Source organism: Ruegeria arenilitoris (assembly GCF_013035425.1).
Taxonomy (GTDB): domain Bacteria; phylum Pseudomonadota; class Alphaproteobacteria; order Rhodobacterales; family Rhodobacteraceae; genus Ruegeria; species Ruegeria arenilitoris_A.
Genome location: NZ_WQHX01000001.1, coordinates 950495 through 964507, shown reverse-complemented (window position 1 = coordinate 964507; position 14013 = coordinate 950495). Strand labels below are relative to the sequence as shown.

Here is a 14013-nt window from a genome sequence, read left to right as displayed (position 1 = left end):
CAGACTGTCAGTTTTCTTCCAGATCAGCGGCCAACCGGAAACCGATGCGATTGGCTGGCTTGTCGTCAATAGATTTTGGTAACGCCCGCAGCATCACGTTTAGCTGGCTCACGTGCTGCACCAACTGACTTCGTGCGTTGCCGCCATCCGAGCCATAAAAGGTTATGATATCAGGGTCGAAGTAGCCCATGCCTTCGATTCTCATCACGCCTGTATCACCACCCGTGAAACCCATCGCCACCTCATGGTCACCGTCCAGCGTTTTTTCAAAGTTTTGGATGTAAAGGATCAAGCGTTCATAAGCCCATCTGGCAGGACTTTTGGTTTCGACCGGTTCCTGCAATGGCTTGGGAAGCTCTTTCGAACCAGAATCCACTTCGGAATTCGCGTGCACCTCGTAACACCTTGGCAACGCGGCAGATTCGGCTGCCTCCGCCGATGTTTCAATCTTGTCCTGCATTTCCATCAACCTTTGCGCAGATATTCCCAAGCCCCGTCCGCGCGACGCGTTCGGGTGACCGCATCAATGTGGTAAAGATGGTTCAAGTGTGCAACCGCTTCTACAAGGGCCAGCCCATATTCGCCGTCCTTGATCGGACGCTTGAACAAAGCCGGGAAACATTCTGCGGCTGCTTTTGGTTTGTCCAAATCCGAAAGCAAACGCTCTAGCGCGCCGTGATGATTTTCTATTAGCTGACGCATTCGAGTCGGAAGACCTAAAAAAGGCAATTTGTGCCCCCCCAGCACCAAATGATCGGGCCGGGCTAGAGTTTCCAACCGCTCGCACGCCTCTAGCCAATCCGAAACAGGGTCGGCCATGGGTTCGGTTGCGTATACGCCAAGGTTCGAACTGATCGAACTTAGGATTTGGTCGCCCGTAAGCACGAGGTTATCGTCGCGGCTCCAGAATGTTGCGTGTTCTGGGGCGTGCCCGTTGCCCATGTGAACATCCCAGTCCCGGCCACCCATATGAATGACATCACCCTGTTTGATCCGGGTAAAGCCTAGTGGCATGGGATAGACAACATCTGCAAAATTGAAAGGCCTATCTGCCTTTCGTTTGGACAGAACTTCGGTGGCCATGCCGGCGCTGCGATAGAAATCCAGAGTCTCCTGTGGCCAACTTTCCTGCTCGTCTAAAGTCAGCATTCGTGCAAACAGCCACGATGTGCGACTTGCCACCAGTTCCGCGTCGTGTTCGGTCTGGAACCATCCGGCATTTCCGACATGATCCGGATGGTGGTGCGTGACAACAACCCTATTTACTGGCCGATCGGACAATGGCCCCGCCATTAGTCTTTCCCAAATCAGGCGTGTCTTTTTCGAGGACATCCCTGTGTCAACCACTGTCCACCCATCGCCATCATCAAGAGCGTAGACATTCACATGATCCAACGCCATCGGCAGCGGAAGCCTTATCCATAGAACCCCTTCAGCTATCTGGGTCCACTCACCAGGTGCAGGTGGTTCGGTCCAAGGATAACGTATCGTGATGGGCACGTCCCCGTCCATCAGACTGCCAACTCTTCTGCTTTTAACGCATAGAGATCGCCAGCCCCATTTTGGGTTTGCGCCAAAAGTCCAACATGTTCCGGCAGCAATGCATTAATATAAAAACGCGCCAGCTTCGCCCGCGGCCCATCCGGATCGGCCAAGGCTGCGGACAGATGGTAATGCCCACCCAATACGCGGGCAAATGCTTGCAGATAGGGCACTGCGCCAGCAAATCGCTCGTTCATTTCAATTTGCGAAACCAACCATTCCGTTGTTTCCCGCAAAGATTCAGTGGCTTCCCACACAGGACCCGCCAATTCAGGTAGAACCGCGCGTGCCCGTTCTGCCTGATCCTCAATCTCGTCCAGCAGGTTTGAAGCTGCCTCGCCACCATCCATCATTTTCCGCCCGACAAGGTCCATTGCCTGAATGCCGTTCGTCCCCTCATAAATCGCGGTCACTCGGACATCTCGATAGTATTGCGCTGCACCGGTTTCTTCGATGTAACCCATACCACCATGCACTTGCACCCCGGTTTCAGCTACTCGCATTCCGGTTTGCGTTCCGAATGCCTTGCAAATCGGCGTCAACAGAGCCGCACGCGCGGCCCATTCCTGGTCCCCAGTCGCCTGCGCCAGATCAATGGCCGCCGCGTTAGCCAACAGAATGGCGCGCGCGGCAAATACATCGGCTCGCATCTCCATTAGCATTCTGCGCACATCCGCGTGATCAATGATGGTACCGGACGGCGTTTTGCCTTGTCTGCGTTCCAGCGCATATCCCAGCGCGTGCTGATAAGCGCCTTCAGCCGCACCGACACCTTGCCCGCCGACACCCAGACGCGCATTGTTCATCATGGTGAACATCGCGGCCATGCCACCATGTTCCTTCCCCACAAGCCAACCCTTGGCCCCGTCATATTGCATCACGCATGTGGGTGAGCCGTGAAGGCCCATTTTATGCTCGAGCGAAACGACCTTCAGATCGTTTGCAACACCGGGGTTGCCGTTTTCATCGGGAATAAACTTTGGCACCAGAAACAGCGAAATTCCCTTGGTTCCCGGGACACCATCCGGCAACCGGGCAAGTACCAGATGGCAGACGTTCTCGCAAAAGTCATTATCGCCCCACGAGATGTAGATTTTCTGCCCGGTTACGGCATATGTGCCGTCGCCGTTGGGTTCGGCTTTAGAGGTCAGCGCTCCTACATCAGATCCAGCCTGTGGTTCAGTCAGGTTCATGGTGCCAGACCAGTCACCCGCCATCATCTTAGGCAAGTAAAGCTCTTTCAGCGCGTCACTGGCGTGGTTTTCCAATGCTTCGATCTGGCCTTGCGTCATCAATGGCGCCAATTGAAGTGAAAGACAGGCCGCGCTCATCATTTCGTTAACCGCTGTCGTGACCGTCATTGGCAAACCCATGCCACCGTATTCAGGGTCGCCGCTCATTCCGATCCAGCCGCCTTCTGCGATCGCTTTCCAGCCGTTTGCGTAACCGGGCGAGGTTCTAAGAACGCCGTTTTCCAGACGCGCCGGTTCGAGATCACCGGGGCGTTGCAGAGGAGCCATAACCTCTTCGCACATCTTGCCAGCCTCGGACAGGATCGCGCTGACCACATCGGCGCTGGCCTCCGAGAACGTCTCTGTGGCGGCGATCTGATCAAAATCGACCACTTTATCTAACAGGAATTGATAATCGGAGATTGGGGCGCGATAAGGCATGGCTTCTCTCGGGTTTTACGCGTGGGCTTGGAATCCGCAAGCCGCATAATTATTCATCTGGGTTGGAACGATTACCTACCTGTCCCTATGTTGCAATCAACCAAAACGCGGCGTCACCACAAATGATCCCTTACCGCACAGAGTATTTGTCCGCCGATCCAGCAGGATTGGAACAGGCCGCAGATTACCTGCGGCAGGGTCTGTTGGTCGCGTTCCCGACTGAGACGGTTTATGGCCTGGGCGGCGACGCGCGGAACGGCGAAGCTGTGGCTGCAATATACGCGGCCAAAGGGCGACCCAGCTTCAATCCCCTTATCGCTCACGTTTCCTCGGTCGAGGCAGCACAACGCTATGTTAAATGGTCGGATGAAGCCGAGCGTCTGGCGGAACAGTTCTGGCCCGGCCCCTTGACACTTGTTCTTCCTTTAAAGGCAGGAGGCGGAGTGTCCTCACTGGTTACTGCAGGGTTAGACACGCTGGCCGTTCGCGTTCCAGCCCACCCCACAGCGCGTGCACTTTTGAAAACCTTGGATGCACCTATCGCGGCCCCTTCAGCAAATCCTTCAGGCCGAATCAGCCCAACGACCGCCGCTCATGTTCTCGCCGGTTTAGATGGTCGCATAACCGCGGTCCTGGATGACGGCCCCTGCGGAGTGGGTTTGGAATCAACCATAATTGGGCTTACCGGCACGCCAACATTACTGCGCCCGGGTGGCGTAGCCCTGGAAAGTGTCGAATCGGTTCTGGGCAACCGGCTCCACCTGCGCGAGCCCGGTGAACCACTTACCGCTCCGGGACAATTACTGTCCCATTATGCGCCCGATGCTTCGGTTCGCCTGAATGCCGAGTCACAGCAAGGCGGCGAAGTGTTGCTCGGTTTCGGAGAGGTGGTCTGTGACATGAACCTGTCACCGGACGGCAACTTGAACGAAGCTGCCGCAAACTTGTTTGCCTGCCTGCACGAACTGGATAAGTCAGGCCGCCCGATTGCAGTGTCTCCGATCCCGGAAATCGGTCTTGGCAAAGCAATAAATGACCGTCTGCGACGGGCAGCAGCCCCTCGAAGTTAAGCCCGGCCAGCGCTGGCTGATAAAGTTAGAGGGTCAACGCCCAAAGTCGCCAACGCAGCTTCCCATTTTTCATCATCGGGCAGGTCATAAACCAACTTTGGGCTGGCATCAGTCGTAAGCCACCCATTCATGGCAATCTCATCCTCAAGCTGATCCGGTCCCCATCCTGAATATCCCAATGCCACCATTGCATTCAGAGGCCCTGTCCCAGACGCTAAATCTTCAAGCACATCCAAGGTCGCAGTCATGCTAAAGTCAGAGCTGATTTGCATTGAGTGCAAGTTAGCCTCGTAGTCTGCGGAATGAAGCACGAATCCGCGTGACATCTCGACAGGCCCGCCAAAATGAACCAGCCGTTCGCCAACAACAGGTATGCGGCAAGGAATTTCGAGTTGCTGCAACAAAGTCTTGATGCGAAGATCCGACGGTTTGTTGATGATAAGCCCCATTGCTCCATCGTCGGCATGGCTGCAAATATAGACTACCGCATGCTCAAACCTTGGGTCGCCCATGCCAGGCATTGCAATCAGCAGTTTTCCGGTCAGGTCCATTTTTAGGGGTCTCGTTTCTCGGCTGCCTGTCAACAATGGCCCTGTATCGCAGGAAATGGCAAGTGATCTGAGGGGAATCAGACACATTTCACCCCACTGACCTGAACGTGACTTGGCAATCTTGCCAACAATGCGCATTTATAGGTCATGATGAGTTTCTGGAAACCAACCGCAATTGCACTTACGGCAAACCTTTGCTTTGCAACGTCTGCCTTTGCGCAAGGCATGGATCAGTTGGTTCAATTGGAAATCTTGGATGGCGGCAGAACGCCCGAAGGGACATATCAGGGCGCACTTCGATTGAAACTCAAAGATGGTTGGAAAACATATTGGCGCGCTCCCGGCGACGCGGGAATTCCACCGCAGTTCGATTGGAGTCGTTCACGCAATGTTGGCGATGTCGAGATAACCTGGCCTGCTCCGCTTGTTTTCGACCAAAATGGCCTGCAATCCATTGGCTATGAGAATCAATTGATCTTGCCTGTTGAAATCACACCGCAAAACCCTGCAAAGCCAGTTCGCTTGCGTGGTGAGATGGATTTGGGTGTGTGCAAAGATGTCTGTGTCCCGGGCCGTTTGGGCTTTGATCACACGCTGGACGCCCAGGCCGCTAGGAACCCTGCTATTGCGGCGGCATTGGCCCAACGCCCGTTTTCCGCGCGAGAAGCTGGCGTTGCCGCCGCATCCTGTCACTTGAAGCCGACTACCGATGGAATGCAAATCGAAGCCCATGTTACGATGCCTTCGGCTGGCGGTGCCGAATTCGCAGTGATCGAACCCGGAAACCCATTGCTTTGGGCTTCGCAAGCGGAAACAAAACGCGATGGCAACACTTTGATTGCCCGAACCGAGGTAACGAATGTCTCGGGCGGTCCGTTCGCATTGGATCGATCCGAGGTTAGAATCACTGTTTTGGGCGCAAGCCATGCGGTTGATATCATTGGGTGCGACGCAGGCTGACCAAATGAACCCCGTCCCTAAAATTGGTGCCCTGGCCGTGGTGCTACACCAGGATCAGGTTTTGTTGGTCCAGCGTAAAAAGCAGCCGGACCAAGGGTTGTGGGGGTTTCCGGGTGGCCACGTAGAATGGGGCGAAACTGTTCTTGAGGCAGCGGCGCGAGAGTTGCTGGAAGAAACCGGGGTTACTGCGCGGCCGGATAGCTATATCGACAATCTGGATTTATTAGGTCGCGACGCGGCTGGGCGAGTGCAATCGCACTATTTGCTGGTCGGCGTTATGTGTCGGTATTTGTCCGGAGCGCCAGTTGCCGCTGACGATGCTCGTGACGCACGCTGGTTTCCATTTCAGAAAATCCTTATTGGAGACCTGCAAATGAGCGAACGGGTGCCAGAGTTGCTTGCGCAGGCCATGCGGCTGAATTAGGTGCCCGCGCGGCCTGATAAGCGCCCGTAAAGCATTCCTGAGATTGTCACACCCAAGATCAGGATAATTGCTGCACCTGCCGCGAAAATACCAAAGCCCAGTCGAAGAATGGTTAACCCTTCATCGCCTGGGTAAAACCCGGACAAAAAACCAATTGGCGTACCGGTTAAGGCGGGCCAAACCATTGAAGCGACCAGCCACAGGAATAAAGCAGAGGCCGTTGCCGCGACTGCACCTCTCACAACTCTGTCCGGTGCCCTCATCGCGCGACGCATCGCGATCATAGGTCGCGAAACATCGTTCAGGATCGCCAAAAGCGCAGGTACGAGCAATAGGACCAAGAGCATCCCAAACCCTAGGCCGTAAACCAACGTGATTACCGTAGGCTTCAAGAACTGTGCTTGTTGAGAGCTTTCGTAAAGCAAAGGCGTAAGCCCCAGAACCGTTGTCAGGGTTGTCAACATCACTGGTCGCAAACGATCTGCGGTGCCCTCGACAATTGACGGTACAAGTCCACGCTCTTGCTGATAGCCATCGATTGTAGTCACCAAAACGATAGAGTCGTTGATGATAATTCCAGTCATGCCCAACAGACCGACTACGGTGAACATACTGAGCGGCACGCCCCAAATGTAGTGGCCCCAGATTGCCCCTACCAACCCAAAAGGAATAATTGCCATGACAACCAATGGTCGCGTCCAGCTGGCAAATACCCATGCCAACACAAGGTAAATTCCGGCAAGACATAGGATCAGCCCGGTTCGCGCCTCGGAGAGAAATTCGTCTTCTTGTTCGCTTAAACCCGCCATGCGCCATTCCACCTGCCGTTCTGCGGCGATATTGGGCAGTATGTCTTCGCGCATCGCTCGCTCGATTTCGGCGGCCTTGGTTGGGTCGTCTTCGGATATGTCACCATTCACTGAAATCACGCGCAATCCGTTCTCGCGCCGAACAGTCGAAAACCCCGACTTGCGTTCTACCGAAACGATATCAGCCAGCGGCACATAGACTCCATCTGGTGTTCGCATGAGGGTTCGTTCCAGGAAATCCGCAGTCAGCTCTCCTTCGGGCAATTCGACCCTTATCTCGGCACTGCGTGGTCCATCAGGGAATGTGGCAGCCTCAATTCCATTCAAACGATCCCGCAACACTCGGCCTAGCGTTTCTATTCGGAAACCAAGCGCTTGCCCCTGTGCGGTCAGATCCAGAATGAATTCTTCTTTGTCGTAAGCCAGATTATCTTCAAGCGCTGACACCTCAGTGTATTTCGATAATTCGGTCTGCAAGTCCTCGGATGCCGCCTTCAATGTGTTCACATCGGATCCATAAAACTGAACGTCTATCGCATCACCACCGGGTCCGGACCGCCATCCCCGGAAACTGAGCAACTCGACTTTCGGGTGGCGCGGAACAAAGTCTTGCAGCTCGCCGACGAACTCAAAACTGGAATATGGGCGCAGGTCGGCATCTATCAGCTCGATAGAGATGCCGCCAAGCAAGTCGTCATCTTTACCGTCCGCTGCAGCCAGTCCGAATCCGGCAGAACCACCAACCTCGGCCAGAACATAATCAATTGGGTTGCGGCCGTGACGTTCTTGGTAAACCTCACCCAGTTCAACAGTTGCACGTTGAACCATGCGCATCATTTCCATGGTGTCCGCGCGAGTGGCACCTTCGACCATTACAAAATTGCCGGTGACCGAGCCTCGTTCCGGTGCATTAAAGAACCGCCATTTCACGTCGCCTTGGATAAACAAAGCAATCTGACTGGCCAAGATCACGACCATCAAAGCTACGACGACGTATCGCGCCCAGACCACCCATGCGACTAGTGGGCGAAACAAATTATCCCGTACCCAGCGAAACCCTCGATTTACCAAGCGGTTAGGCAAGTCATACCAATGTTCCTTGGCCGAATGCGCGATGGCATGAGCCATGTGGTTCGGCAGAATCAGGAAACACTCGATCAGCGAGGCTGCCAACACAGCGATGACGGTGAATGGGATGTCGCGGATCAGTTCGCCGAACCGACCTCCCACGAGCGTAAGACCAAAAAAAGCAATGACGGTCGTAATTGTAGCTGCGAATACTGGCATCGCCATCCGTCGCGCGGCTCGTTCTGCGGCGACAACAGGTGCCTCACCCAAACGACGGGCACGAAAATCGGCATGTTCCCCCACGACAATGGCATCATCCACTACGATGCCCAACGTGATGATCAGGCCAAACAGCGACACCATATTGATAGAAAGTCCACCGAGGTACATCAGTGCAATCGCAGCAGACATAGCCACGGGAATTCCGGCGGCGACCCAAAACGCAATTCGAGCGTTCAGAAACAAGAACAATAGGCAGACAACCAGCCCAAGGCCGACAAGCCCATTATCGACAAGGATATCCAGACGGTCTGTGATTGCCTGAGCACGGGTTCTGATCAGTTCGATGGTGATACCTTCGGGCAGGCTTGCCTGCATATCCAGAACCACATCCTCAACTGTATGCTGGATTTCAATCGCATCACCCAGGTTCGAACGATCCACCCGCACAGACATGGCCGGGTCGTCGCCAACAAAGTAGCTGCGATTCCGGGTAACACCTTCAACCCTGATCTGCGCCACATCGCCAACAATCAGCTTGGACCCATCCGCAAAACTGCGCAGCGTGATGCCTTCGATTTCTTCTGGAGTGCGTTTTTCCGCACCAGTGCGAATACGTGCATTAGCACCTGTCACATCACCAGCCGGACTTGCGGTGACCTCAGCTGCAATAGCCGATGCGATCTCAGACATGGTGATGTCGTTAGCGATCAATTGCGCGGTCGGTACTTCGACGACCACACGCGGAGCAGCCAAACCACGAATTGTGGTACGAGTAACGCCAACTGCAAACAAACGGCTGATCAGTTCATCTGTAAACTTGGCCAATTGTTCTGCTTCGATGGGCCCGGTTATGACCACGTCGGTGACCCGATCGCGCCACGCGCCGCGTTGAATCGTAGGCTCTTCGGAATCTTCGGGAAGGTTATTCACACTGTCGACGGCTGTTCTGACTTCTTCTACAGCGCGCGACATATCCCAGTTCGGCTCAAACTCCAGCCGTATTCGTGCTGACCCTTCTCGTGAAGTTGACTCTGTACTCGCCACACCTTCGACCGCAAGCAAGGCAGGTTCCAGCAATTGTACGATGCCATTGTCTACATCCTCGGGTCCGGCCCCGTCCCATGCAACGTTTACATCGACACGTTCGAGGATCACGTCCGGAAAAAACTGCGCGCGCATATTTGGAACGGCAGCAGCTCCCAGTACCAGCATGACCAGCAACAATAGGTTCGCAACCGTACGATGACGCGTGAAATAGCTGAGGATGCCCCCCGCCGCTCCCGGTATTTCGCGCATCATCTTGGTCAGCCTCCGGCCCGGGTCTCAAGCCGGCGAACCAAAGAAGCCGGCACGCTTGCCTCACGAAGCTGACCCAATACCCGATCTTTGACTGCCTGCGGCATGTGACTGCTTGCTTCGACCTGTGCCACAAATCGCGCGCGCTGTTCGTCAGTCAGTTCGACCATGTCCGGTTCGACATCAGCACTGGCTTCAACACGCAAAGGTCGCACACGAACGCCAGAACCCAAAAGCGGAGTTCGACCAATCACAACTTCGCGGCCTGCCAGCCCTTCACCCCGCAGTAAAACCTCATCGCCCTGTCGTCTCACCAGTTGAACGGGCAAAGGCTCTAGCCGGTCGTCTTTTCCAAGAACCAGTACATTACCAGTGGCGTCCAGAACCGACGATGGCAAACGAACCACATTTTCCAGGGGTTGCTCTTCGACAGTTACAGTTACGAAATCCCCGGGTTTAAACCCCTGCGCACCGTCAAGGCGAGCAAAGACCAAACGTCCTGTCTGTCCCTCTCCTGCCGACCCGCTGTCGCGACTGATCAGACCGGTTGCAGTCAGGTCAGTTCCGGTAACTTCCAGCGATACGGTGACAGGTGCTTGAATCAAAGCGCCGGTATCATCCAGCAGTCTCACATATTGTGCTGTGGATACACGGAACGCGACCTCGAGCGCGTTTGGGTCAACCAGTTCAGCCAGTTTTTCGTTCGCTGAAACAAGTCGCCCTTCTACCAGCGTCACTCCTGTCAGAGTTCCCGCGAAACTGGCATGGATTGTCATGTCTTCCAGATCGCGCTCTGCTCCATCCAAGGCAATTCGGGCGCGCGAAAGCAATGTTGTGGCTTGATCAACCCGCGACTCAGCCTGCGCCAGGGCAATCCGACTGGAAAGAACAGCCTGCTGAGCTGAGGTCGCCGCCAATTCAGCCTCTTCCACGCTGGCTGCCGCTCCGACTCCTCGTGTTTGCAAGTCGCGCTGACGTTGAAGCGCACGCTCCCGCAATTCGGCTTGCGCTTCGGCAGATCGCAATTCATCTTGCGCCAACAGAAGCGAACGTTCCGCGTCACGTTCTTCGAATTGCGCATCAAGCAAGTCGGACTTGGCGCTGTCCAATGCAGATTGAGCATCTGCAGGATCAAGCTCGACCAACAGTTCGCCTGAAGTGACCGTCCCCCCATCTTCAAAATCCTCGGCCAATGCGACCACACGACCAGCGAGAGCCGCGCGCAACTCAAGCCGCCGACGGCTTTGTACCTGACCGAATGCTTCTAAATAAGGAACCACAGTTTCCGGCTGAGCTGTTCTGACACTGACAGCAAATATACGCTCTCGGGCCGCGGGTGCCTGCGTATCGCGGGTGAGAACATCTTGAATTGCCCCGGAAATCATATGACCAGCTACGAACAACAGGCCCAGCGTCATAAACGCAAGGAAAACACCGACAAGGCTTTGCCTTAGAAATCGCATTGATGTCTCAGCTCCGTTTGCGACTGTAGCCCTACGAAAAAGGTAGCTGAGCAATGAAAATTGCCAAGCCACAACACAGTTACTTAGTGTTTAACGCACGAACATCCTACTTCCGTCGCAGATGTTCGTCCAATCTGGGCAATATTTCCACGAAATTGCAGGGGCGGTGACGATAATCGAACTGTTTTTCAAGGATGGCATCCCATGCGTCCTTGCAGGCACCAGGACTGCCGGGAAGAGCAAACAGATATGTCCCAGCTGCTACGCCTCCAGTGGCACGTGACTGAACGGCCGAGGTGCCAATCTTCTGCATTGAAACGATTGTGAAAACTGTTCCAAACGCATCGATCTCTTTTTCATAAACATCTCGGTGCGCTTCAACCGAAACATCTCGACCTGTTAGCCCGGTGCCGCCAGTCGAAATTACCACGTCAATCTCGGGATCGGCCACCCATAGACGTAAGCGGGCAGCTATTTCGGAGCGCTCATCCTGAACGATTTGTCGGTCGGCTAGAATGTGTCCGGCCTTTACAATGCGATCGACCAAGGTCTGACCTGATCGGTCATCCGCCAAGGACCTTGTGTCGGAAACCGTAAGAACAGCAATCCGGACAGGGATGAACTCTTTGTTTTCGTCAATATTCGTCATGCAGTTCAGGCCCTTTCCATACTAGAAAACCGAACCATCGGTGGCAAAGACAGGCCATCGTTGATCCAGACTAAAACTCCCGAAGCAATGGCCTTCGAAACCAAAACCCGAAGCTCACCGCCCGCAAACCAACAGACCAGTCCATTCTTCGCGGAACATTCTTGGGCCTTGTTCAAGTCAAATAGAAGGAAATGCGGCAGAAGTGAGCACTTGGTAGGGTAAACAAACTTTGACAAAAACGCAGGCAAAGTGTCAGGTCCGGTCATAAGCTAACCTCAAACCAATTCGGGCGAGGCCCTAAATTGGCCACTTGTGTTCGTCCGATCGCACCACGAAAACCCCAGCTGTCGTGTATGTGGCCACAGAAAACAAAGTCTGGCTGAACCCGTTCAATTGCATCTCGTATCGCGGTGGACCCGACTGAAATACCCTGCGATGTAACATCGCCACAACCTTTGGGTGGAGAATGCACAATCAATACGTCTGCTGTTTCGCAACGATTTAACAACTCTAACGCTTCGGCTTCAGTCATGTCGCAAGACCAATCACCAAATGGCGTAACCGGTACGCCATAGCCCAAACCGAACACGCGAAGCCCATCAATCGTCATTCCAGAGCCATGTAGCACATGGACACCTTCTGGCACGGCATCAGTCAGTTCTTCGGCGCTTTCAGCATTGCCTGGCACAAGGACAAGCGGAACGGATATGCCCGACAGCATCTTCATCGCCTCATCCAAACCACTTCGTGCATTACAATAGTCGCCAGCTCCGATTACCAGATCGGCTTCCGCACTTGCTGCAACTAGGTCGGCAGCACGATTGCGGGCAAGATGCAGATCGGAAAACGCTAAAACCCTCATGTCTCAGTTCTCAGCCATGACTTCAGCTCCAGCAGGTCTGCCCATGCCTGTTTCTTCATTTGTGGTTGACGCAGCAAATAGGCCGGATGGAACATAGGCAGGACCGGCAGGTCAAATGCCTGATTCCATTGTCCCCGTAACCGGGTAATCCCTCTTTTGCCCAGAACGGCCTGACAGCTGATATTGCCCATCACAACCAAGACCTTCGGTTTGGCTAACGCAACGTGCCTTTCCAGAAATGGTCCCATCATGCCTATCTCTTCAGGTTTGGGATCACGATTTTGCGGCGGCCGCCAAGGCAGAACGTTAGTAATATACACGTTCTTCGTCCGATCCAGATCTATGGCAGCCAGCATCCGGTCCAATAACTGCCCGGCGCGGCCCACAAAAGGCTTACCCTCGCGATCTTCGTCACGCCCCGGAGCTTCACCGATAATCATAACCGGTGAGCACGGGGTTCCGTCTGCAAAAACAAGTTGACGCGCACCGCGTTTCAGTTCGCACAGATCGAACGCCTCCATCGCAGCCCGTAAATCTGAAAGCGTCCCAGCGGCGGTTGCAGCCTGCTGAGCAACTAAAGCTGCGTCTAACGACTCAGACTTCACAGGTGTGGCAGGTTTCGCGGTAGGTTTTTTATACTTTGGTCCAGTATCCGGAAGCGCATAACGATCCACTGGCGCGTCACCAATCGCCTCGGTTACGCCGAGTTCGATCTGCCATTCCAGCAGAGCCCGCGCGGTGTGAATGTCCAAGCCCGATTCCATGGAACTAATTTACCCTCCTTTGGGCTGAGGGAAAGCGAATAGAACTTGATATACGAACGGTACGCACAGACGATGCACGCATCCATGTTGTTGACCTTGCGATTCCTTCTGATCGGACTGATCCTTGCCTCGTTGGCAAGCGGCCCGGCCTCGGCCACATTTCACGACAGACCTGGCCAATGCAGAGGCGGCCAAATCAAATGCGGCGCTCGCTGCTGCTCAGCCGGGCAAAGATGCAGCTTTGACGGCCACTGTATACAACCCGGCGGGAATTATTGTGGCGGCGGACGATCCTGTGGCCCATTTGAACGCTGCGTAGCAGGCGGAACCCGCTGTGCGCCAATAGGAGCTAATAAATGTGTCTCGCGACTTGATTGTCCGGGCGGAAGCTTCTGCAACGCTCGTGGCGAATGTGAACGCACATCGCCCGAATTCGACCCCACTCCGCCGACCAGATGCGATGATGGGCTTACATGTGCGCCGGGCTCAGCTTGCTTGCCCGGTGGGGGATGTTCGCGCCCGGGCTGGTTCCTGTGCGAGGAAACCGGATCGCAATGCAGGCCGGGTTTCAAGTGTTCGCAACACCAAGGATGTGTTCCAATGAAAGCAATCGATTGTGGATATGGCAAATGGTGCAAGCCCGGCGAGCAATGTTTGCCC

14 protein-coding genes are annotated in these 14013 nt (G+C 54.6%); 5 read left to right on the top strand and 9 right to left on the bottom strand.

Annotation, left to right across the window (positions count from 1 at the left end):
* Nucleotides 1-7: 7 nt before the first annotated feature.
* The 3 genes from GOV45_RS04675 to GOV45_RS04665 are packed head-to-tail and all read right to left on the bottom strand — an operon-like array spanning nt 8 to nt 3215.
* Entirely contained in the window at nt 8-460 is a 453-nt protein-coding gene (locus GOV45_RS04675; RefSeq protein WP_170474831.1) for a DUF6173 family protein, read from the bottom strand.
* A gap of 5 nt (nt 461-465) precedes the next feature.
* On the bottom strand, nt 466-1512 hold the full coding sequence (locus GOV45_RS04670) for an MBL fold metallo-hydrolase (protein ID WP_170474828.1): 1047 nt from the start codon (nt 1510-1512) through the stop codon (nt 466-468).
* Nucleotides 1512-3215, bottom strand: a complete 1704-nt coding sequence (locus GOV45_RS04665) for an acyl-CoA dehydrogenase (protein WP_170474825.1) — start codon at nt 3213-3215, stop codon at nt 1512-1514. Before GOV45_RS04665 ends, GOV45_RS04670 begins: the two co-directional genes overlap by 1 nt.
* 122 nt (nt 3216-3337) lie before the next feature.
* Here GOV45_RS04665 and GOV45_RS04660 point away from each other — a divergent pair, with 122 nt between their 5' ends.
* Nucleotides 3338-4285, top strand: coding sequence for an L-threonylcarbamoyladenylate synthase (locus GOV45_RS04660; RefSeq protein ID WP_170474822.1), 948 nt, complete (start codon nt 3338-3340; stop codon nt 4283-4285).
* Here the strand turns inward: GOV45_RS04660 and GOV45_RS04655 are convergent.
* A complete protein-coding gene (locus GOV45_RS04655) occupies nt 4282-4836 on the bottom strand; it encodes a YqgE/AlgH family protein (protein WP_170474819.1) in 555 nt (184 codons plus the stop codon). The two genes, GOV45_RS04660 and GOV45_RS04655, sit on opposite strands and share 4 nt — an antisense overlap.
* 150 nt (nt 4837-4986) lie before the next feature.
* Between GOV45_RS04655 and GOV45_RS04650 the strand changes: the two genes are divergently transcribed.
* Together GOV45_RS04650 and GOV45_RS04645 are read left to right on the top strand one after the other, a co-directional pair.
* Entirely contained in the window at nt 4987-5796 is an 810-nt protein-coding gene (locus GOV45_RS04650; RefSeq protein WP_437436510.1) for a protein-disulfide reductase DsbD domain-containing protein, read from the top strand.
* Complete coding sequence (locus GOV45_RS04645) at nt 5762-6220, top strand: NUDIX hydrolase (RefSeq protein WP_367648651.1); 459 nt, start codon at nt 5762-5764, stop codon at nt 6218-6220. Before GOV45_RS04650 ends, GOV45_RS04645 begins: the two co-directional genes overlap by 35 nt.
* On the opposite strand, the gene GOV45_RS04640 is transcribed toward GOV45_RS04645, so the two are convergent.
* From GOV45_RS04640 to GOV45_RS04620, 5 genes are all read right to left on the bottom strand, one after another.
* On the bottom strand, nt 6217-9618 hold the full coding sequence (locus GOV45_RS04640) for an efflux RND transporter permease subunit (RefSeq protein WP_170474813.1): 3402 nt from the start codon (nt 9616-9618) through the stop codon (nt 6217-6219). The two genes, GOV45_RS04645 and GOV45_RS04640, sit on opposite strands and share 4 nt — an antisense overlap.
* 5 nt (nt 9619-9623) lie before the next feature.
* Entirely contained in the window at nt 9624-11078 is a 1455-nt protein-coding gene (locus GOV45_RS04635) for an efflux RND transporter periplasmic adaptor subunit (protein WP_170474810.1), read from the bottom strand.
* A gap of 106 nt (nt 11079-11184) precedes the next feature.
* The gene (moaB, locus tag GOV45_RS04630; protein WP_170474807.1) at nt 11185-11727 is read right to left on the bottom strand and encodes a molybdenum cofactor biosynthesis protein B; all 543 of its coding nucleotides are present in this window, start codon (nt 11725-11727) and stop codon (nt 11185-11187) included.
* 262 nt (nt 11728-11989) lie between these two features.
* On the bottom strand, nt 11990-12589 hold the full coding sequence (locus GOV45_RS04625; RefSeq protein ID WP_170474804.1) for a metallophosphoesterase family protein: 600 nt from the start codon (nt 12587-12589) through the stop codon (nt 11990-11992).
* Nucleotides 12586-13353, bottom strand: coding sequence for a uracil-DNA glycosylase (locus tag GOV45_RS04620; RefSeq protein WP_170474801.1), 768 nt, complete (start codon nt 13351-13353; stop codon nt 12586-12588). The genes GOV45_RS04625 and GOV45_RS04620 overlap by 4 nt, the downstream gene beginning before the upstream one ends.
* A 124-nt stretch (nt 13354-13477) precedes the next feature.
* On the opposite strand from GOV45_RS04620, the gene GOV45_RS23235 reads away from it, so the two are divergent.
* Together GOV45_RS23235 and GOV45_RS23230 are read left to right on the top strand one after the other, a co-directional pair.
* Nucleotides 13478-13672 (top strand): hypothetical protein, encoded by a 195-nt coding sequence (locus tag GOV45_RS23235; protein WP_170605918.1) that lies wholly within the window; start codon nt 13478-13480, stop codon nt 13670-13672.
* A 39-nt stretch (nt 13673-13711) separates the two neighbouring features.
* Nucleotides 13712-13957: a hypothetical protein gene (locus GOV45_RS23230; RefSeq protein WP_254447898.1), complete on the top strand. Its 246-nt coding sequence runs from the start codon at nt 13712-13714 to the stop codon at nt 13955-13957.
* The last annotated feature ends 56 nt before the right edge of the window (nt 13958-14013 follow it).

Coding starts and splice junctions, on each gene's coding strand:
- moaB (WP_170474807.1), bottom strand. CDS start 11,727: ATGACGAATATTGACGAAAACAAAGAGTTCATCCCTGTCCGGATTGCT.
- GOV45_RS04635 (WP_170474810.1), bottom strand. CDS start 11,078: ATGCGATTTCTAAGGCAAAGCCTTGTCGGTGTTTTCCTTGCGTTTATG.
- GOV45_RS04645 (WP_367648651.1), top strand. CDS start 5,762: ATGCGGTTGATATCATTGGGTGCGACGCAGGCTGACCAAATGAACCCC.
- GOV45_RS04660 (WP_170474822.1), top strand. CDS start 3,338: ATGATCCCTTACCGCACAGAGTATTTGTCCGCCGATCCAGCAGGATTG.
- GOV45_RS04655 (WP_170474819.1), bottom strand. CDS start 4,836: ATGGACCTGACCGGAAAACTGCTGATTGCAATGCCTGGCATGGGCGAC.
- GOV45_RS04625 (WP_170474804.1), bottom strand. CDS start 12,589: ATGAGGGTTTTAGCGTTTTCCGATCTGCATCTTGCCCGCAATCGTGCT.
- GOV45_RS04675 (WP_170474831.1), bottom strand. CDS start 460: ATGCAGGACAAGATTGAAACATCGGCGGAGGCAGCCGAATCTGCCGCG.
- GOV45_RS04650 (WP_437436510.1), top strand. CDS start 4,987: ATGAGTTTCTGGAAACCAACCGCAATTGCACTTACGGCAAACCTTTGC.
- GOV45_RS04670 (WP_170474828.1), bottom strand. CDS start 1,512: ATGGACGGGGACGTGCCCATCACGATACGTTATCCTTGGACCGAACCA.
- GOV45_RS04665 (WP_170474825.1), bottom strand. CDS start 3,215: ATGCCTTATCGCGCCCCAATCTCCGATTATCAATTCCTGTTAGATAAA.
- GOV45_RS04620 (WP_170474801.1), bottom strand. CDS start 13,353: ATGGAATCGGGCTTGGACATTCACACCGCGCGGGCTCTGCTGGAATGG.
- GOV45_RS04640 (WP_170474813.1), bottom strand. CDS start 9,618: ATGATGCGCGAAATACCGGGAGCGGCGGGGGGCATCCTCAGCTATTTC.